General features: G+C 37.2%; 15 protein-coding genes. 14 read left to right on the top strand and 1 reads right to left on the bottom strand.

The window, feature by feature from the left end:
* Nucleotides 1-16 precede the first annotated feature (16 nt).
* The 12 genes from SFC47_RS19155 (at nt 17) to SFC47_RS19100 (ending at nt 15,839) form a co-directional block, all read left to right on the top strand.
* On the top strand, nt 17-733 hold the full coding sequence (locus SFC47_RS19155) for an SIS domain-containing protein (RefSeq protein WP_411255971.1): 717 nt from the start codon (nt 17-19) through the stop codon (nt 731-733).
* A gap of 320 nt (nt 734-1,053) precedes the next feature.
* Nucleotides 1,054-2,985 carry a BglG family transcription antiterminator gene (locus SFC47_RS19150; RefSeq protein WP_411255970.1) on the top strand — a complete coding sequence of 644 codons (1,932 nt, stop codon included), beginning with the start codon at nt 1,054-1,056 and terminating at the stop codon, nt 2,983-2,985.
* Between the two features lie 125 nt (nt 2,986-3,110).
* The gene (locus SFC47_RS19145) at nt 3,111-6,746 is read left to right on the top strand and encodes a hypothetical protein (protein WP_411255969.1); all 3,636 of its coding nucleotides are present in this window, start codon (nt 3,111-3,113) and stop codon (nt 6,744-6,746) included.
* Between the two features lie 76 nt (nt 6,747-6,822).
* Nucleotides 6,823-8,160: a PTS cellobiose transporter subunit IIC gene (gene celB, locus SFC47_RS19140; protein ID WP_411255967.1), complete on the top strand. Its 1,338-nt coding sequence runs from the start codon at nt 6,823-6,825 to the stop codon at nt 8,158-8,160.
* 18 nt (nt 8,161-8,178) lie between these two features.
* On the top strand, nt 8,179-8,709 hold the full coding sequence (locus SFC47_RS19135) for an RDD family protein (protein ID WP_411255966.1): 531 nt from the start codon (nt 8,179-8,181) through the stop codon (nt 8,707-8,709).
* A 14-nt stretch (nt 8,710-8,723) separates the two neighbouring features.
* Complete coding sequence (locus SFC47_RS19130) at nt 8,724-9,032, top strand: PTS sugar transporter subunit IIB (protein WP_411255965.1); 309 nt, start codon at nt 8,724-8,726, stop codon at nt 9,030-9,032.
* A gap of 227 nt (nt 9,033-9,259) precedes the next feature.
* Entirely contained in the window at nt 9,260-9,571 is a 312-nt protein-coding gene (locus tag SFC47_RS19125; protein WP_411255964.1) for a PTS lactose/cellobiose transporter subunit IIA, read from the top strand.
* Nucleotides 9,571-10,908 (top strand): 6-phospho-beta-glucosidase, encoded by a 1,338-nt coding sequence (locus tag SFC47_RS19120; protein ID WP_411255963.1) that lies wholly within the window; start codon nt 9,571-9,573, stop codon nt 10,906-10,908. The genes SFC47_RS19125 and SFC47_RS19120 overlap by 1 nt, the downstream gene beginning before the upstream one ends.
* A gap of 207 nt (nt 10,909-11,115) precedes the next feature.
* On the top strand, nt 11,116-12,555 hold the full coding sequence (locus SFC47_RS19115) for a spore germination protein (RefSeq protein WP_411255962.1): 1,440 nt from the start codon (nt 11,116-11,118) through the stop codon (nt 12,553-12,555).
* On the top strand, nt 12,552-13,649 hold the full coding sequence (locus tag SFC47_RS19110; protein WP_411255961.1) for a GerAB/ArcD/ProY family transporter: 1,098 nt from the start codon (nt 12,552-12,554) through the stop codon (nt 13,647-13,649). Before SFC47_RS19115 ends, SFC47_RS19110 begins: the two co-directional genes overlap by 4 nt.
* On the top strand, nt 13,646-14,752 hold the full coding sequence (locus tag SFC47_RS19105) for a Ger(x)C family spore germination protein (protein ID WP_411255959.1): 1,107 nt from the start codon (nt 13,646-13,648) through the stop codon (nt 14,750-14,752). The genes SFC47_RS19110 and SFC47_RS19105 overlap by 4 nt, the downstream gene beginning before the upstream one ends.
* Before the next feature lie 172 nt (nt 14,753-14,924).
* On the top strand, nt 14,925-15,839 hold the full coding sequence (locus tag SFC47_RS19100) for a LysR family transcriptional regulator (RefSeq protein WP_411255958.1): 915 nt from the start codon (nt 14,925-14,927) through the stop codon (nt 15,837-15,839).
* 29 nt (nt 15,840-15,868) lie between these two features.
* Here SFC47_RS19100 and SFC47_RS19095 read toward each other — a convergent pair whose 3' ends face one another.
* On the bottom strand, nt 15,869-16,909 hold the full coding sequence (locus SFC47_RS19095; RefSeq protein ID WP_411255957.1) for a YeiH family protein: 1,041 nt from the start codon (nt 16,907-16,909) through the stop codon (nt 15,869-15,871).
* 117 nt (nt 16,910-17,026) lie between these two features.
* Between SFC47_RS19095 and SFC47_RS19090 the strand changes: the two genes are divergently transcribed.
* Nucleotides 17,027-17,917, top strand: coding sequence for a LysR family transcriptional regulator (locus tag SFC47_RS19090; RefSeq protein ID WP_411255956.1), 891 nt, complete (start codon nt 17,027-17,029; stop codon nt 17,915-17,917).
* Between the two features lie 243 nt (nt 17,918-18,160).
* The gene (locus SFC47_RS19085) at nt 18,161-19,675 is read left to right on the top strand and encodes a long-chain-fatty-acid--CoA ligase (protein WP_411255954.1); all 1,515 of its coding nucleotides are present in this window, start codon (nt 18,161-18,163) and stop codon (nt 19,673-19,675) included.

Here is a 19,675-nt window from a genome sequence, read left to right as displayed (position 1 = left end):
AAGGGGGATAGTTATCATGGAGAAATATTATCAATATGTGACAGCAAATCTCGAAAAGCTGTATACGACACAGTTTGAAAAAATGGATGAAGCAGCGACCTCCATTTTTAAAGCCCTTCAAAATGGAGGTCGCTTTCTTGTTACAGGTTCAGGTCACTCCCATATGTTTGCAGAAGAATTTTACGTAAGAGCGGGTGGATTTGCAATAGTCTCACCTATTTTGCCTAGCGAGTTTTTTTTACACGATCATCCTTTAAAAAGTACTGTGATTGAACGCTTAGAAGCCTATGCAAAAGTTATCTTTGATTTATATAAAATCAACTCAAAGGATGTTCTTGTCATTGCTTCTAATTCAGGAAGAAATGGAATGTCTGTAGAACTTGCAAAAATGGCACAGGAATGTGGTACAAAGGTCATTGCTTTTACAAATCCGAACCATCCTGCAGGCTCCAAATCAAGACATAGCAGTGGAAAATATCTATTTGACTTCAGTGATGTTGTTATTGATAGTTGTACTGGACCTGGGGATGCTGCATTTTATGTAGAAGAAGCAAACACAGGTATGGGGGCAACGTCTACTATGGCGGGAGCTTTTGTTGCTCAAACCATTTCTATTTTGTTAGCAAAAAAATACCACCAAGCTGGACTGAAACCGCCAGTGTTTAGGAGTTCTAACGTTGATGGCGGAGATGAATGGAATAAAGAACTTTTTAATAAGTATTATGGTGTTTAATTTAGCACGGATAGGTAACTAGAAAATTGAGTCTAAGTTTAATGAGAAAAGCGTTCCCAGATCATAGGAACGCTTTTTTGTGGTTGATACAGGAGTTTTACCATGTACTGGACATAGAGGAAGCTTTAAGGGAACTTTAAGTATTACTTAACATGTACGTATTAAATCCGAAATTTTTAAACGTTTGGAACCATGATAAGATTCATTCGGGGTTTGTTTCATATTGCTAAATATGTTGGAAAAAATCAAACTGTTAAATGGATTTGGCGGGAAGTAAACTTAAACCAACTAGAAGAGTATCTAGAGTGTTGGGGTGATATATGCGAAGAGATTTAATTTTACAATATTTGTATCAAAAAGGCAAAACACTTACATCGCATGAAATTGAATCAGAATTTGCCATTTCAAATCGGACATTACGAAATGAATTAAAAGAATTAAACGTTATTGGAGAAGAATCTGGATTTGTTATTCAGAAAAAACGTGGGGAAGGATATTTACTTCATGTAGTAAATCAAGAAATGGTTCAATCGTATATCGAAGAAATTAAGGGAACTTTAGCTCCGGATTTACCCCGTGTTCGTGTAATCAATATCATAATGCTCCTGCTCCAAACGACTGAGTTTCAAACTATTGATATGTTCGCTGATAGCCTAATGATCAGCAGATCGACAGTTCTTAGCGACATGGTTGAAGTTGAAAAGCAGGTTAGGATTTTTGATTTAAAAGTAGAAGCAAAATCACGTTACGGTGTTCGTATACTAGGTGACGAAACAAATTTTAGAAGGGCGTTTTCCTATTTCTTGAGTCAAAAAGAAACAGGATTGTTAAAAAAATCTACTTATCTAAATTTTGAAAAAGCGTTTCCAATCGAAGAAGTTAGAACTGTTTTGAGCGAAGAGGTACAAATCAATCATTTGAAATTAAGTTATTTTGCCCTTGAGAACATTTTAATGCATATTCAAATACTCTCGTTTCGAGTAACTCAACACAATTTTATATTGCCTAATCAAGAAAAGAAGTTAGATGTTTCCCTTATTAAGCCATCTTATATGAAGATAGCCAAGAGAATTTGTAACGTTCTTTCTGAACTATATCATGTTGTACTACCAGAGAGTGAAATGATCTATCTTGCTGCACATATAAGTGGTAAATCTAGTGTGGATGAGATTGAGGAACAAGAAAAGAATGATTTGGAACAAAAACTAAAACATTGTTTTGAAAAATTAGATCAAACTTTCTTGACACAGTTTACGGGTGATCAACAACTTTTGGATATGCTTTTGATGCATATGTATCCTTTGATAAGAAGAATATATTTCAACCTAAAGCTTACAAATCCATTGATTGATGACGTATACAGTAGATATTCTGACGTCTTTATGATTGCTTTAAAATTTTCTGAAATGATAAAGGAAATATGGGGATTCGAACTATCTAGTGATGAAATGGGATACATTACCATGCATTTTGCAGCTCATATGGAAAGAGAGAAGCAAAAACAATTAAGTTCCTATAAGAAAATTCTACTATCGTACGGATCAGGAGCAGGATCGGCTGATTTACTTAAAATGAAACTCGAAACACTTTTCCAAGGTGCAACCATTAACGTCGTTCTATACAGTGAACTTCAATCGGTTCATCTAGGAGAATATGATTTATTAGTTTCATCCCATCCGTTTCGTTTTGACAATATTTCAATTCCTTATATTCAAGTAGCACCAATACTAACTGAGACGGATATACAGAGAATTCTTCGTACGCTTACTAGGTATCCAGCAAGTAGAGTTAAGGAAAATGCACCAACACTCTTATCTCTGTTTCATTCAGAAATGTTTTATATAGAAGATACTAGAGAGTCTTTTGACTACAAAGCTTACATTAAAGAAAAAGCGAAAAGCGTTGTTGAATTGCGTTTTGCAACACCTGACTTTCCTGATTTGGTTGTCGAACGGGAAGAAAAAATATCGACGATTCTCCAAAATGGGATAGCAGTACCACATGCATTAAAAATGGTTGCTATACAAGATTCGATAAGTGTGGTGATATTTAAAAATCCAACAACTTATGATGGAAAAGTAGTACAAATACTTTTTTTAATAAATCTACGTGCGGGAGACTTGTTTTTACACAAGGAGTTAAGTCGATTGGTTTTACATTTAATGGAGCATCCCGAAGCGAAACAGAGAATTCTGAAGTCAACTAACTTCAATGATTTTCAATACGAGGTTTCTAAAATATTATTCTGCTAGACTTACAAGATTCTGCAATTATATGAAAGGGGTTGATAGTAAAAGGGAAATGAAGGGTTTAGATTGTATGGTTAAATCTCTGAGTTAGAAAATGGATTCGAATATATGATATAGGAGGAAGATTAATGAAAAGAAGTAAATTGCGTTTTGGTAAACCTGTTACGACTGCTGTTTTAGCTGCTTCAATCGTTGCTAGTAATTTTAGTGGTGTTGTTGTTAAAGCTGCTCCTACTATTTCAACTCAATCTTTTACTGTAGCTCCTGTTTCAACTGGCACAAGTATTTATATGAACACTACACATATTACTCATGCAAAACCTACTGGTTTAGATACAACAAAGCCAGTAAAATGGACAACTTCTGATCCATATGTTGCATATGTTGATATGGTTGGCAACGAAAAAGGTGATTATAGCGGAAAGATTTTAGGTGTGACTGGTGGTACGGCAAAAATCACTGGTACCGGAGTGGATACAACTGGTGCTGCAAAAACTGTAGAGATTACTGTTACTGTAGCAGAAGCACAAGCTGATACTAATCTTGAAAAATTAGTTTACTACTATAATGCTGGAGACAATAGGATACCAGCTTCCCTTTTTACATCGACTTGGAAAACAACTAATATTCCTTCGGCTCCAGCAGGAAAGAAATTCCCATCAAAGAGCTATGTAGGATATGTTGAAGGAGAAGACGGTGTAAAATGGTTAATTTCAAAAGACACTTTAATCAAGTCAAATGATAAAATCATCCTGGGTGATGAGAGAAAGCATGGAATAATTAATGGTATCGTATCTGATGCAATTACACTTTACGACCCTAACTTATCTTCGGCTGATCAAATTCAGTATTTGCAAGGTGGAAGATATATTCCACAAACTGGTGAATCTTCAGGTTCTGGTACTAATAATGCTGGTAATACTGCAACATTTAACGCAAAAGAAGTGATTACCAACATCATGCCTGATGGTAATAATGGACTTTGGATTCTTGGCGAAAAAGGAAACGCAACTCACATTGTGAGAAAGCAAATGTCCTTACAAAGTAAAGCATTACTTCAAACAGAAATTTCTAGAAACTATACAGACAGATTCGGATTCCAATCTGGTAATATGAGATTCAATTCTCAAGAGGATATGATTAAAGCGCTTATGACTGCAGATAAAGATGCAGGAAGAGGAAACTATGATACAGACAATGATGGTCTATGGACGACAATGTATGCTTCTGGTGAAATCTGGAGATACAACTACATGAAAAATACATTTGGCCCAAATGATGAAAGAACAAAGGATGCAAAAGCATCTGCTATTCGTGCAGTTGAATCAATCGTAACGCTTGGTTATGTATCTGGTACGCAATTAAAAGTTACTTCTCAATACAATGTAAACGACTATGTGTATGTTGTTAACTCTTATGGTGGAAACGTAAAAACTATCGCTGAAGCAAAAGCATGGCTTGCTGCTAACGAAGGAAAGCCAGTATTCGTAGATGAGAAGGGTAAATATACATTGACTGACACTGGAAATCCTGCCTCAGCTGGTTTCTTTGCTCGTTCGTACAAAGTAGACACAAGTAACAATGGCGCAACACTTCCAGAAGCTAAAACATGGGATAATGCATGGATTAAGAAGAAGGCAGGACAAGCTGTAGATATTAATGGGAAAACGGTTTACTATAATGTCCCTGGATCTTTCAAAAGTGGAGTTCAAACCGATCTTAAAGCCTATGACACAGTTGCCGTACCTCCACGTTTAACAGAAATTTTTGCAAACCAAAACGAAGGTTTTGATGCTGATTCACAAGATTTAGACTCAGATAAAGTTTTTTACAAAGCAACAACATCTACAGATGAATTAGTAGGTCATTATTTTACATTAGACCTAGCATATAAAGCATTCAAAGAAGATGATCCAGAACTAGCAGCGCTTATCAAAAATGATATGATTAACCACACAAATGCACTAGTTCTAAACAACTATTTCCAATTGACGGTTAATGGTGAGAACCCAGCTGAATCTCGTTTTGCTAGTGGTTCTGTTCCTGGAAATGGATTAAACGGTCCGAATGCTCCAACTAGATGGGCAAATATGAACCCTGAATACCTTGATGGTAATAAGGATGCATGGGGAAGAGACGCTGACTATGAAGACGGTCCATTAAATGCGCAATTACTATTACAAGCACTTGTAGTTGCTAGAGATTTGGGTACGTATACCCCTGAAGAAAAAGCAATCCTTGAAGATCAAGGTATTGACGTAATTGAACCACTTGATTTTGCAAACGAATACAAAGTAATGAATGGCGTAAAAGCGTCAGAAAAGGCTAATGAACACAATGATTTTGAAGTAAGATATCCAAAAACATATAATTCAAAATCGATGCTTGATATGACATTACAATATCTTGCAAGATACTTTGGTATTGCTGCCCATAACGGTGATGATATCGGAGTAAGTGGTGTAACTCATGAATCATACATGAACTATTCGGATGAAGAAGAAGAAGCACTAGCATACTACACATTATCTCACCATGCTGATCAGTTTAACGGTGACGAAATCTTAGAAGGCATGAACCAATGGTGGACAAACGAAAAGAGAGAGAAAAACCCATTCATGACAACTTTCTATGCGGCTTCTCTTGGTGCATTGAAAGCTAAAGGTATTGATATCGGAAACGCACAAGTTGACCTTGCAGGTTCAGATTGGTATATGTCACGTATACCTAACAATTTCATGAACTTTGATGTATTATCAGCAAACAGAAATGACGTAACACACGTAGCACCAAATCTTATGGTTGACCAATTAATTCCTCGTGATGAAGTAATGATGTCCAAGTACAACACAAACATTTTTGGAACGATGGATAGAAGAACGATTGACTCTGGTAATAGTTTAACAATGGAATCTTCAACTGTCATTTCAATGCCTTACTGGATCACTCAAAACCCTGAAGATGCTGCTTATGTAAAAGATTTAGGATCAAAAGTTACTGCACCAGTTAATAATGGTACAGAAAGCCTTGAATACCCAACTAAACTAGCATCTATGAATCCGCATGCTAAATATAATGCAGACACACATACATTTACCATTAACGTAGGTGACTCTGTAAAGCTTGATGCTAAAACAACGGGATATATTAAGAATGTGTCTTGGGCAACGAATGCTTGGGATCAAGCAGGATATATCAATGGATTACCTACACAAATCAATGCTGAATCAGATGTATTTCAAGTTATTGACCTAAGAAATATAGCAACATACGGTGATGAAGGAAACGTAAGACCAACGGATTTAAGTGTAAATGGCGAGTACTATGGTGCGTATGCAACTGGTTTAAAACCGGGAACAGCTACCGTTACGGCGTATGTTATTGATGGATTCTTTAGATCGCCTGCTAAAATAACCTACACAATCAATGTTGTTGATCCTAAGAAATCAGCAAAGCCAATTGCGCCTACTAAGCTTGACAAGAATTCTTTTGCCTATCCAACATGGTTGAAAAATGCAATGGCTGATTCGAAATTAAATACAGATGGAAACAAATTTGTAAAAATTAGTTATGAATCATCTTCACCAGACGATGTAGCTGTTGATAGTGAAACTGGAGAAGTTACGTATAAAACAGATAAGCAAGCTTTCATCACTGCTACTGTTGTATACTCTGCAATGACAATTGATGGAGAGCCTAGATTTGAAAACGATAGCCACGTGATGACTTTTGTAACACCTGTTTCTAAGAATTCGCATCGTTAATATTTTAAAAGGATCTTGGTAAAAAGGGAAATTCTTGATTTACCAAGATCCTAATCCTTATAGGAGTGATAATTCAATGAAAAGTAATTTTTTTGAAGAGAAATTTTTACCGATTGCTTCGAAAATAGGTAATCAAAGACATTTGCTTGCCTTACGTGACGGTATTATGTTTGCAATGCCTCTTATGATCATTGGTTCGTTTTTCATTATCGCAGCTTGGTTAGAAGCAGAATGGTATCAAAACTTCATGGCTAAAACCTTTGGTGACAATTGGAATGCTTTTGGAGACATCGTTTATAACGGTACAATGGGTATCATCGCATTAATTGCTGTATTTGGTGTAGCATTTTCACTAGCAGGCAGTTATAAAGTCGATGGAAAGAATATTGACGGTGTTCCAGCTGGTGTTTTAGCATTAGCAGGATATTTACTTGTTAACATTATGAGCACTTTCACGGTTGATGAAGAAAGCGTTTCCGCTTGGTCACCTGATATTTTTAGTGCACAGTATTTGTTTGTTGGATTAATTGTTGCCATTATTACCGCAGAAATTTATCGTTTCTTCTTACAAAAGAAGATGGTCATTACTTTACCAGATACTGTACCACCAACCGTTTCACGTTCCTTTACAGCCCTTATTCCTGGTTTGGTTATTATTATATTCTTCTTATTTATTAGATTTATATTTGCGCAAACCAGTTGGGAAACTTTCGCAACTTTTATACAGGTCGTTGTCACACAACCATTTACGATCTTAGGTTCAACCTACATTGGTACGCTTATCGCAAGTTTAATGGAACATCTCTTATGGAGCTTTGGAATCCATGGTTCATCCATCATCACTTCTGTTATGGAACCTATTTGGATTACAAATGCAGATGCAAACTTAGCAGCAGTAAAAGAGGGTGCAAAGACACTGCCGCATATCATTACGTATACATTCTATGAGAATGGTATTTGGATGGGTGGATCAGGTGCTACGTTACCAGTTGCTATCTATATGATGTTTTTAGCAAAATCAAAACTTCTTAAGAAAGTTGGACGTTTGGCGATTGGACCTTCCATTTTTAATGTCAACGAACCAATTATGTTTGGAGTTCCGGTTGTCTTAAACCCATTCTTAATGATTCCTTTCATGCTGGCACCAGTAGCAGTATTAACCGTTACTTATTTTGGTACGTCAATGGGGATTTTTCCACAAACGACTGGTACGATTATCCCGTGGACAACACCATATTTCATCAGTGGTTATCTAATGACTGGCGGTAAAATTATGGGTGTAGTCATGCAATTGGTTGCTTTTGCAGTTGCCTCTGCAATTTGGTTTCCATTCATTAAGATGTGGGATAAGAAAAACTTAGAAATGGAGAAAGCTAATAATATTATAGATTCCAAAGGAAATCTTAATTTTTAGCGAATACTTACTATGGACATGAAAAAGAAAATATTTACTCAGATTCGATTAAAAAGAATAGCTGCTTTTGCCATAGATGCGGTGATTGTATCAATCCTACTTTCAATTGTTTATCGAATAACAGGTTTTGCAAATTTTCCTGGAGTCGTAACAAAGATGATTGAAATTCAAAAAACAATGAGTGAAGCAGCTAGTCAAGATGCTACTGTACAGGTAATGGCTCTTTTTAATGAAGCCTTTCTCCAATCGCTTCTTATCTGGTTTTGTTATGATGTCTTAACAACCTTATTATTAAGAGGTTCTACCATTGGGAAGATGATTTTTCAATTGAAACTAACACACATCAATATCAAAAAAGGTAAGCTTGCTTATGGATTATTAGTGATTGTTAGAAGTTTCTTTAAATTTTTATCGATGTTTCTTTTTCAGGGCCTTCCATTTTTGATATCCGTTATAAGCCAATTTGCTAATCCAAACTCATTAGCTGCACACGATCGATTAGCTCGATTAGTCGTAGTCAATAAGAACGACGTTACTAGCTTAGAATAGAAGGGGAAAAAATAATGAATATTTTACTTTGTTGTGCTGCCGGCATGTCTACAAGTCTAATCGTTACAAAGATGGAAAAAGCTGCTGTGTCAAAAGGGATTTCAGCACATATTTGGGCAGTTTCTGAATCTGTTGTTCGATCAGAAGTCGAAGAGGCGGATGTGTTATTGTTAGGACCACAAGTACGTTTTCTTTTGAACGAAATGAAAAACATCTGTGGGGAGAAAAACATTCCAGTTGAAGTTATTGATATGATGAATTATGGCATGTGTGATGGTGAAGCTATTCTCGAGTCAGCTATAAAACTAATAGAAAATAAGTAGTATACAAATCGAAAGAGAGTCTCTTCTTATGCCTTTTGAAAGCAAATGACTTTGAGTTCAAAAGGCATTTGGATGACATGAAAAAAACATGATAATATAAAAAATTTTAAGTTTGAAAATTTTATAGAATACAAGAATACCCAAAGGGGTTTTTAATATAGAAAATTTGTGGCCATAAGGCTACAGAGTTTCAAAATTTCTCTTGAAAGAGGAAGGAGGTCAGTTTTATGGTAAAACATGAAACAGAAATTTTTACCTTGATTTTACATGGTGGAAATGGTCGAAGTGCAGCAATGGAAGCCATTCATGCTGCAAAAGAACAGAATATGGATTTAGCACGCGAAAAATTAAAGGAAGCAGGTGATTCTTTAAATAAGGCACATCATATTCAAACATCGCTCATTCAATCTGAGATAGGTGGAACACCAACAGAAATTTCACTTTTAATGATTCATGCCCAAGATCACTTGATGAATGCGATGACCGTAAAGGACTTGGCAAAAGAGTTCGTTGACATGTATGAAAGGGGCCACAAGTAATGTCAAAAAAATTTAAAGTTGTGACAATTGGTGGGGGCTCTAGTTATACGCCGGAACTAGTTGAAGGCATTATTAAGCGTTATGAAAAAATACCAGTTACAGAACTTTGGCTTGTTGATGTTGAAGCAGGTCGCGAAAAATTAGAAACAGTTGGTGCGCTAGCAAAGCGTATGGTTAAAAAAGCTGGGGTTCCAATTGAGATTCACCTTTCGTATGATCGTCGTGAGGCTTTGAAAGATGCTGATTTCGTAACGACACAACTTCGTGTTGGACAATTGGCTGCACGTGCACTTGATGAAAGAATTCCATTAAAATATGGTGTAATCGGGCAAGAAACCAATGGTGCAGGTGGTTTGTTTAAAGCGCTCCGAACGATTCCAGTAATTTTAGATATTTGTAAGGAAGTTGAAGAGCTTTGTCCAAATGCATGGGTACTTAACTTTACAAATCCTGCAGGTATGGTGACAGAGGCAGTATTAAGATATTCAAATATTAAGAAATTTATTGGCCTTTGTAATATTCCGATTGGAATGGAAATGGGCATAGCAAAACTTTTAAACGTGGATCACTCACGAGTTCGAATTGATTTTGCAGGTCTTAATCATATGGTTTTTGGCTTAGAAGTTTATCTAGATGGAGTTAGTGTAAAAGATAAAGTTCTTGGAATGATCATGGATCCTGCCAATGCAAGTTTTGTAAAAAATATTGACGCCGAGGAATGGGCACCTGAATTCCTTAAAGGTATCAACGTCATCCCATGCTCATACCATCATTACTACTACAAAACATCTGAAATGCTGACAAGAGAATTGAAAGAATTTGAATCTAATGAAACGCGTGCAGAAGTCGTACAACGGATTGAAGCATCTCTATTTGAAAAATATAAAGATGAGACACTAGACGTAAAACCACCTGAGTTAGAAAAACGTGGTGGAGCATACTACTCCGATGCGGCTTGTCGTTTAATCTCATCTATTTACAATGATACCCGAGATATTCAACCATTGAATACAATGAACAAAGGGGCAATTTCAGACCTGCCATATAACGCTGCTGTTGAAGTTAGCTGTGTCATTACGAAGGATGGTCCAGTTCCATTAACGATGGGAGAATTACCAGTTCCAGTTCGAGGATTGATACAAACGATTAAATCTTTTGAACAGATGGCAATTGAGGCCGCGGTAGAAGGAAGTCGTGAAAAGGCAATCGTTGCATTGACGATCAATCCGCTTGTTGCAAACGATAAAGTGGCTATAGCGATTGTAGACGAAATGCTAGAAGCACACAAAGCATATTTACCAAGGTTTTTTAAAAAAATTAACAAATTTAATGTGTAAGTAAGTATTGCTAATATAATATATACAAGTGGCATTTTAGAATCACAATTAACATAACGTCAAAAAAGCGTCAACGTCCAAAAGGAGATTGACGCTTTTTGTTACTTAGCGAAATGTTCATTTCAATAGCTTTGAAACGGAATAGGAAAAGAAGTTAAGGGTAAAATATGTAAAACTTTCCGATTTTGAAGAAACGAGGTACCTTTAATGAAAGCCGACCAATCACTAGACAAAAACGAGAAGTCGCTGCAGGAAATACTATTCCATAGTTCAGACTTCAAATCGAGCGATTTCGTGGCTGGCGACAGACATTTTCGGCTTTTTTATTTAGATACAATGATTGATCTTACCGTGGTGCAAGATCATATTATCCGCAATTTGCTTCGTAATACACACATCAGTGTACGTGATGCAGTGTCCATTTTAGATTATAAAGAGACGGATCTTCTTTCGGACGTGCCGAAAGCGCTGGTCGAAGGTAAGACAGTGGTTCAAATTGAAGGCGAGGCGAAGTTCTATTTGCTTGGAACGGAGCTTAACAAAGAACGCGCAGTAAATATTCCAGTTAACGAACGTGTTATGCGCGGTTCCAACCAAGCATTGATTGAAAATCTAGATACGAATCTCAATTTGATGCGCAAACTGATTGCGACGCCAGATCTTGTGGTAAAGTTTTATCAACTTGGTGTTAGGTCGAAAACAAAAGTGGCCGTACTTTACCTACGTTCTCTTGCCAACGAAGTTGTCTTAAAGGAGTTTGATCGCAGGCTAAAAGACATTGACATCGATTATGTTGAAGCGCCAGGTTTTCTAAAAGAGTTGATTGAAGAAAAGAAATTCTCAATATTTCCGAAAATACTCGTAACCGAAAGACCTGACCGGGTAAGATCATACTTGATGGAGGGGAAAATCGCGATTTTGACCGATGGTTCGCCAAATTCCCTGCTCGTACCTGTTTCGTTTTGGGCATTCTTCCAAACCCCAGATGATTACCAAATCGGTTGGTTCTACGGAAGCACCCTGCGTTTTCTTCGAATCTTATGCTTTATTATTGCGATATGTTTACCCGGAGCTTACGTGGCCCTTGTCACCTTCGATCCAAGGATTGTGCCGTTTGAAATCTCGCTGACGCTGCAAAGCTCCATGCAATTCATTGCGATGCCAGCCATCCTTGAATCAATATCTATGTTGGCCATACTCGAAATTTTGCGAGAAGCAGCAGTTCGTCTTGCAAGTCCGATTTCCCAGACAATCGGTGTTGTCGGCGGTATTGTCATTGGTACCGTAGTCGTTGAGGCCAATCTGATCTCCAATATGATGGTTGTCATAGTGGCGCTAACGGCCATTGCTTCTTTTATTATTCCTTCCTACGAAATGAGTAACGCCGCAAGGTTACTGACGTACCCGTTCATCGTCATGGCCGCGTTCTTCGGACTCATCGGATTGGAGATGGCATTTCTTATCGTACTAACGCATTTGGCGCGTATGAACACGATGGGAATTCCATACTTTTATTCAGGGTTAAGCGGTAAAACGATCCAGGATACGATTTTCAGAGGACCGATCAGAACCTTGAAAAATCGCTCGAAGGAAAGCTTGGCACAAGATGAGAGGAGAATAGGAGCTCCAAAAGGGAGGATAGAATGAAACACTTGAATATGATATCGATACGTCAGCTCATTTGTCTTGTTATTCTGACACAAGTCGGCGTTCGTGTGTTATCAATTCCTTACTATGAATCCCGCAACTCGGGCTATGACTCATGGATGTCCATATTACTTGGGGGGGTTATCGCTCAAGCGGTCATCCTAGTCATTTATCAACTTGGAAAACGTTATGAGGATCGGCCGTTGCCCCAGTACCTATCCACAATCATTGGAAAGCCGTTAGGGTCGGTCCTGAACCTTTTGTTTGCGGTGTATTTCGTGGAATCGAGTCTAATGGTCGTGGTCTCATATTCCGATGTTCTCAGCCGATGGGTGTTATTTGAGACCCCTTGGTTAGTCTTAATCGGGCTATCGCTCGCTATCGCCGCGTATATCGCTTCCTCTTCGCTCAGGTCAATAGCTACTATTACGGAGACAATATTGTTAATGTTTCTGATGTCCGCTCTGATTATAATCATTAGTGGAATGGGGAAAGGGGACTTTCGCCATTTACTGCCTATTGGAACTCACGGGTTCGGTTCAATTTTAAAGGATACTCTCCCTGCTTTTTGGGCGTATGCGGGATATGAACTTCTCCTATACGTTTTCCCATTCGTAACGTGCCATAAGAAGAAGGATATCCTAATTGCAATATCACTCGCCAATGGATTCACTACCTTTTTTTACGTGTTGATATCGGTCATTGTGACCTATAACTTTAGCGAGAGTCAAATAAACTTCATTCAAGAGCCCATGATGTATATTCTCAGAAAATTCAGGTGGCCAGTCGTTCAAAGTCTCGATATTCTATTTTTGACGCTTTGGCTGTCCGTGACTACCGTAACTGTTTATGTTTATTTATTTTTGTCTGCCCGTTATCTTGCGTTTGTCCGTGGCAAAGAAATCTGCAAGCATTCTCTTTTAGTTTGGATGTTGGCAATCGTTTGCTTTGTGATAGGATTCTGGGGCTCTGACCGGTATTGGATTTTTCGCTTTTCCACCTTTCATAATACAAATACTGTCATTATCGTAGCCATTGTACCGACAATTCTTCTTATTGTTTCTTTGGTAAGGAAAAGAGAGGTGGGAGGATGAAAAAAGCCTCTATGGTCATCTTTATATTACTGCTGTTAACGGGTTGTTGGGATCAAATGCAGCTACGTGATCTCAAATTGGTAGATATGGCAAGTATTGATTTGGACGAGGAGAGTGGGAACATCGTCCTCCAGTATATCGTCACAAGCCTCAACGGTGCCGGTCAAGGAGGGGGGAAGTCGAGCTCGGAGATTACGGAGCTCAAAGGACCTAGTTTAGTCGAAGCGGTCTATGAAAGTGAAAACGTCGGTCGGGGTCCTTTTTTAGGTGTGAACACAAGAATCTATGCGATAAGCAAAAGTTTCGCATCGCATGATCCTATTTCAAAGCTAAATTTTATACTAACGGCCCCCTATTCGGCGATTAACTCTCCCGTAGTCGTAGTTGACGGGAACATATCAAAGAATCTTAAAATGACTGTAAAAAATAAAAAAGAGTTTACCAATCAGCTGTACGAATTTGTTTCGTCTTTAGAAAAGAACGGAATTATGTCAAACGTTTCTTTGATGAAATTTATTCAATCAAAAAAAGACCCTTTGGAAGATCTTGCTTTGCCGTTGTTGAAACAATCAAATTCAGATTTAGAATTAAACGGCGCTCTTTTATTTCGTCAAGGGACGAATACTGGGGAGAAACTCGACAAGGAACAAGTTCGATTGGTCATGTTACTGCTTGGTAGAGACCAAGGGAAGCAAAGGTTGACAGGTCATATGTCTGAAAACGAAGAGGGAAGGATTTACTCGGTGTACGTCAAGAAATCAGATTCAAAAATCACTGTCCACCCTGAAAAAAACGGAATGCCCAAAGTCAATGTAAAAGTCCGATTGAAATTGATTGTGTTCGAAGCTGGCGAGCAGGTTCAATGGCTTAATGCTGAACAAACTAAACGGTTGGAAAAACAACTTAGCAAACATCTGGAAGATCAGGCAGCGGAAACAATCGAGACCTTACAAAAAGCTAATTGTGATCTTCTAGGTATTGGAAAGCAATTAAAGGCTTACCATCCAAACATTTGGAAGTCTTTAAAATGGCGCAAAGACTATCCTCGATTGTCGATCAAACCGAATTTTGATGTAAAGATCCTTAACCCGGATACTGAATAGCTCGATGGGCGCGTAATCAGATTGGGGAACGCGTCCTATGAATAATCCATAATATTTATTTACTGAGAAATTCCTTGCATAACAAATGTGTATGACGGAGATTAAAAATCAAGTGTAAAATGTTTTCATGGATCATAATGAGCATCAGATCAGCTGAAGTCGAGGTGATAGAATGAATTTTGAACAAATGGAGTATATTGTCAATGTTGCAAATGAGATGTCCATTACAAAAGCAGCAGAAAAATTATTTATTTCACCTTCAGGGATGAGTCAATCCATAACACAGCTAGAAAATGAGCTTGGAATAAAAATCTTTAACCGAGCAAAACAAGGAGTTACTCCTACTTTTGAAGGTAAAATCGTTATTTCCAAAGCAGTGGCTATACTTAAGACCATGAAAGAACTAAATAAAGAAATTTATGATTATAAAAACAGTAATCAAACTCATTTAAAAATGATTACAGCGCCAACCTTTTCATTTGCAATACAAGAAACAATGGTTAAGTTCAATTCAAGAAATCGAGATATTACATTTGAATTTGTAGAGCAAAACCCTACAGATATTATTCAGAATTTCAACAAAGAAAACTATGACTTCGCTTTAATACATACATCTATAAATGAATTAAAAAAAGAAAAAAATATTTGTTTTGAACATATTCATGAGGGGCATATTTGTATAGCGGTTGGTAAAAATTCACCTTATTACTCTTTTGAATATGTAACTCTTAGTGATTTAGAGAATTCAAAATTTGTTCTATATCATTCATCGGATTATAAAAAGGTATTAAAATTAATTAAATTGAATCCCAATCAAGTTTTAATTAGATCAAACAGCAGCAGCCTTCTTTTCGAATTGGTAAAAGAAAGTCAAGCGGTTTTATTTTTGCATGATTTTTCTCTTAACCATAGTCCCATGGTTAAAAATGGAGAAATAAAAATCATTCCTATAAGAGAAGAAAATTATTTTCCCATTGATTTTTGGCTTATTTATTTAGAAACAAAAGGTTTAACAAAAGTAGCGAAGGAATTTATTGATGACTTCATTAAAAACCTAAGACAGCCTGAGTTCTTGCCGCCAAGCTAGAACTCAGGCTGTTTTATTTTCTCATTAGTTTAAATACTATAATAAGTTAATATAGTTAAAAGCAAAGAGGTAATGATAATGGCAATAAGCGGACGTATTGCTTTGGTACGTAATTCTTTTAAGCTAATATTTAATCCTAATCCGGTCATAGACATCGTTAAAATAAATGATGTCAAAGTTGCAATATCAGTCATAATTGAGTCTGATACTAAAACCTCAGAACCCATGATATAGGTCCCCACAAAGCTCATGACGATAAAACCAATTAAAAACCAAGGAAACTCGAATTTTGCATCACCCTCCATTTTTCCATTCTTTTTCATCCAAAACATTAGGATAAAACAAAGCGGAATTAATAGAAATACTCGTGAAAGTTTAGCCAGTAATGCGTGAGCAAGAGCATCCTGCCCTGCTGGAACGGCCGCTAATGCAACATGACCTATTTCATGAAGGCTAATTCCAACCCAGGTACCGTAGTCTATAGAACTTATAGGCAATAAAGGAAATAATAACGTATAGATAATTGAAAAAACTGTGCCTACTAATGCAATGATCCCCACGCCCATAGCCGTATCTTCATCTTTTGCTTTTATAATTGGCGATACGGCTGCGATGGCAGCAGCTCCACAAATACCAGTGCCAACACTTAGTAATAGAGAAAGATTTAAATCTGCTTTAAGCAATTTTGCAATCAACATAAGAACAACAATCGAAAAAATAATGGTTACGGCTCCTTTAAGCAAAAGTGGAAAGCCCTCGTGAAATATTACAATCATATTCAGCTTTAATCCATAAAGTATGATTGCAAATCTTAAAAGTTTTTTTGCTGAAAATTGAATGCCAGTACGTAATCTTTCTGGATATCCAAAAACCTGTCTATAAATAATAGCAAGTAAAATGGCACAAGCGAGTGGTCCAATGCGATTTAGACCAGGTATTGCTGCCAAAAAAAAGCCAGACAGGGCTATGATAAACGTAAAACCTATTCCATATACCAGAGATACATTTAGCTTCTTTTTTGCTTTTTTTTCATTATTAGGACTGGGCAATAGTATTGCTTTTTGTTCCAATGGTTTTCATCCCCTCGATTGCTTTATGTATAATTATCGTAAAGAATGATTTACAATAAGTAAAATTAATGATTATTATAATGATAATAAGTAAAAACGATATAAGAAGGTGAACGTATGGATCAACTATTATCTGTGTTTATTTCTGTAGCTGATAAAAGAAACTTTTCCAGAGCTGCCGAAGAGCTACATATGACACAGCCTGCCGTAAGCCAGCAAATTCAACTATTAGAAAAATATATCGGTGCAAAACTACTTCTACGAACAAACAAAAGTGTGAAGCTCACGAAGGCAGGTGAAATTGTCTATTTACATGCAAGAGAAATAACAGGTTTATATAAACGAATGTCTGTGTTAGTCAGTGAGTTAAATAACGAGCCAACAGGACAATTAAAAATTGGTGCCAGTTATACTTTTGGTGAATATGTTTTACCACATATTCTTGCAAAACTGAAGAATCTATTCCCGAATATCGTTCCTTCGGTTCAGATAGGAAACACAAGAGATATTGCTAAAGCAATCATAAGCCATGAGATTGATGTAGGGATTGTTGAAGGTGACATATCTCATAGCAACATATATATTAAAACAGTTTCCACAGACCAAATGTATATCATGGCAGGTGGTAAATTTCCAATTTATTATAATAAGGAGGTTACACGAAGACAGGTAGAACAAGAGAATTGGATTGTCCGTGAAGAAGGCTCTGGAACAAGAGATGCAACAGAAAAATTATTTCAATCTTTGCAAATACGTCCCACTAGGTTAATGGAGTTCGGCAGCACACAACTAATTAAAGAAGCAGTCGAAGCGGGCCTGGGTATTAGTTATTTATCAGAACTTACTGTTAAAAAAGAAAGACTGCTTGGTACTATTCAATTATTAAATGTAAAAGGAACACCGATAAAAAGGAATTTTTCAGTTATCACAGAATCTGTTGAATTGCATACGAAATCTATGAACTTATTTATTGAGTTAATAGAAAATTATTTAAAGAATCAATTATAGCAAAAATGTAAAGAGACAAAGCCTATTTTACTTGGGCTTTGTCATTTTATTTAGAAGTGAATGTAGAGAGTCATGGAAGCAGCCACCTTACTTTTGTATATTAGCAATTGTTATATACAAATTAAAATCTTTAATTTTATTTAATTATTATTTATGAGTATACTCAATGTAGTAATATTTAAAATATTCACAATAGTAAGCGTAAATAACGCTTCTAAGTGAGGAAAAGGGGTGGAAATCTTGATGAGTAATAATTTATACGAAAATCTGAAAAAAAGCGCAAGTAATTTCCCAGAAAGTACCGCTTATATCTATAGTGATAAAAGTGTTACTTATAGGGAACTAAATCAGCAGGTAGATCAATTAGCCGCTGGTTTATCTGCCCAAGGAATAGGGAAGGGAGATGGAGTGGCACTTTTATTAGGAAATAGCCCTGAATTTCTCATTGCCTACTACGGCATTTTACGACTAGGTGCATTTGTTGTACCGATTAATCCTTTGTTTTCTCAAGGGGAGATCAGCTACATATTAGATAATAGTCAAGCCAAAGCGGTCATTGCTCACGTATCAGTAGAGCCGAAGTTGTCAGAAGTAAAGAAACAATTGGAAAATCTAAAGTTTGTCATTTATACCGGAGCTGAGAATCAGGAATGGACATGGGAGCATCTCATGGAATCAAGCCTGAATGTTTGTGGAAGCCCTTACATTGATCAAGAAGACCTAGCAGTCATTCTGTACACGTCAGGAACCACCGGGAAACCAAAGGGTGCGATGTTATCACATCGAAACTTAGTATCGAATGCAGACTCTATTTCAACGTTACTTGAACTCGATGAAAATGACCGTGTAGTAGCTGTCCTGCCAATGTTTCATGTTTTCTGTATGACAGTTTGTTTGAATGCACCAATTGCTTGCGGAGCAACAGTCCTGATCCAGCCTAAATTCAGCCCTGTCGATGTGGTCTACACCATTCGAGAAAGAAAGGCAACCGTGTTTGCAGGAGTACCTACGATGTACAGTTTTATCAATCATTTACCTGAAGCGATTGCGGAGGATTTCCAATCTATTCGCAGTTGTATCTCTGGAGGTGCCTCGATTCCAGTCGAGCTGCTGCATAAATTTGAAAACAAGTTTAACGTTTCAATCTTAGAAGGATATGGACTTTCGGAAACTGCGCCTCTCGTTGCGATTAATCCATTAAAAGGAACTCGCAAACCAGGTTCTATCGGCCTGAGTATACCAGCTGTCTATAGCAAAGTGGTAGATGAGTTCGGTACAGAATTGCCAAGAGGTGAAGTCGGAGAGTTAGTTGTTCAAGGGCCAAATATAATGAAGGGATATTTGGGGATGCCGGAAGCTACAGCTGTTGCTTTTAAGGACGGGTGGTTTTACACCGGTGATCTCGCAACAATGGATGAAGAAGGTTACATCTACATTGTTGACCGCAAGAAGGACATGATTATTGTGGGCGGTTACAATGTATATCCCCGTGAAGTAGAGGAAGTCCTGTATCAGCATCCTGCCGTTGTCGAGGCGGCCGTAGTTGGAGTTCCTGATGGAGAATACGGAGAAAGCGTAAAAGCCTACGTCGTAGTCAAGGATGAGCAGATTACAATGAATGAAATTATCCAATTTTGTAAGGAAAGACTGGTGAAGTACAAGCTTCCTAAACAAGTGGAGTTTTTTAAAGAGCTGCCTAAAAACTCGACAGGTAAGATTTTGCGCAGAGAGTTAAGAGAATTGACTGAAGTAAAGTAA

The sequence above is a fragment of the Neobacillus niacini genome (assembly GCF_046591715.1).
In the GTDB taxonomy this organism is placed as follows: Bacteria; Bacillota; Bacilli; order Bacillales; family Cytobacillaceae; genus Neobacillus; species Neobacillus niacini_L.
The sequence above is the reverse complement of the archived record's forward strand: the minus strand, read 5'-3'. Positions and strand labels throughout refer to the sequence as shown.

Bases quoted from the DNA above. Each gene is read 5' to 3' on its own strand.
- SFC47_RS19090 (WP_411255956.1), top strand. From the start codon at position 17,027: ATGGATCAACTATTATCTGTGTTTATTTCTGTAGCTGATAAAAGAAAC.
- celB (WP_411255967.1), top strand. From the start codon at position 6,823: ATGAAAAGTAATTTTTTTGAAGAGAAATTTTTACCGATTGCTTCGAAA.
- SFC47_RS19120 (WP_411255963.1), top strand. From the start codon at position 9,571: ATGTCAAAAAAATTTAAAGTTGTGACAATTGGTGGGGGCTCTAGTTAT.
- SFC47_RS19135 (WP_411255966.1), top strand. From the start codon at position 8,179: ATGAAAAAGAAAATATTTACTCAGATTCGATTAAAAAGAATAGCTGCT.
- SFC47_RS19100 (WP_411255958.1), top strand. From the start codon at position 14,925: ATGAATTTTGAACAAATGGAGTATATTGTCAATGTTGCAAATGAGATG.
- SFC47_RS19150 (WP_411255970.1), top strand. From the start codon at position 1,054: ATGCGAAGAGATTTAATTTTACAATATTTGTATCAAAAAGGCAAAACA.
- SFC47_RS19125 (WP_411255964.1), top strand. From the start codon at position 9,260: ATGGTAAAACATGAAACAGAAATTTTTACCTTGATTTTACATGGTGGA.
- SFC47_RS19105 (WP_411255959.1), top strand. From the start codon at position 13,646: ATGAAAAAAGCCTCTATGGTCATCTTTATATTACTGCTGTTAACGGGT.
- SFC47_RS19130 (WP_411255965.1), top strand. From the start codon at position 8,724: ATGAATATTTTACTTTGTTGTGCTGCCGGCATGTCTACAAGTCTAATC.
- SFC47_RS19085 (WP_411255954.1), top strand. From the start codon at position 18,161: ATGAGTAATAATTTATACGAAAATCTGAAAAAAAGCGCAAGTAATTTC.
- SFC47_RS19155 (WP_411255971.1), top strand. From the start codon at position 17: ATGGAGAAATATTATCAATATGTGACAGCAAATCTCGAAAAGCTGTAT.
- SFC47_RS19115 (WP_411255962.1), top strand. From the start codon at position 11,116: ATGAAAGCCGACCAATCACTAGACAAAAACGAGAAGTCGCTGCAGGAA.
- SFC47_RS19145 (WP_411255969.1), top strand. From the start codon at position 3,111: ATGAAAAGAAGTAAATTGCGTTTTGGTAAACCTGTTACGACTGCTGTT.
- SFC47_RS19110 (WP_411255961.1), top strand. From the start codon at position 12,552: ATGAAACACTTGAATATGATATCGATACGTCAGCTCATTTGTCTTGTT.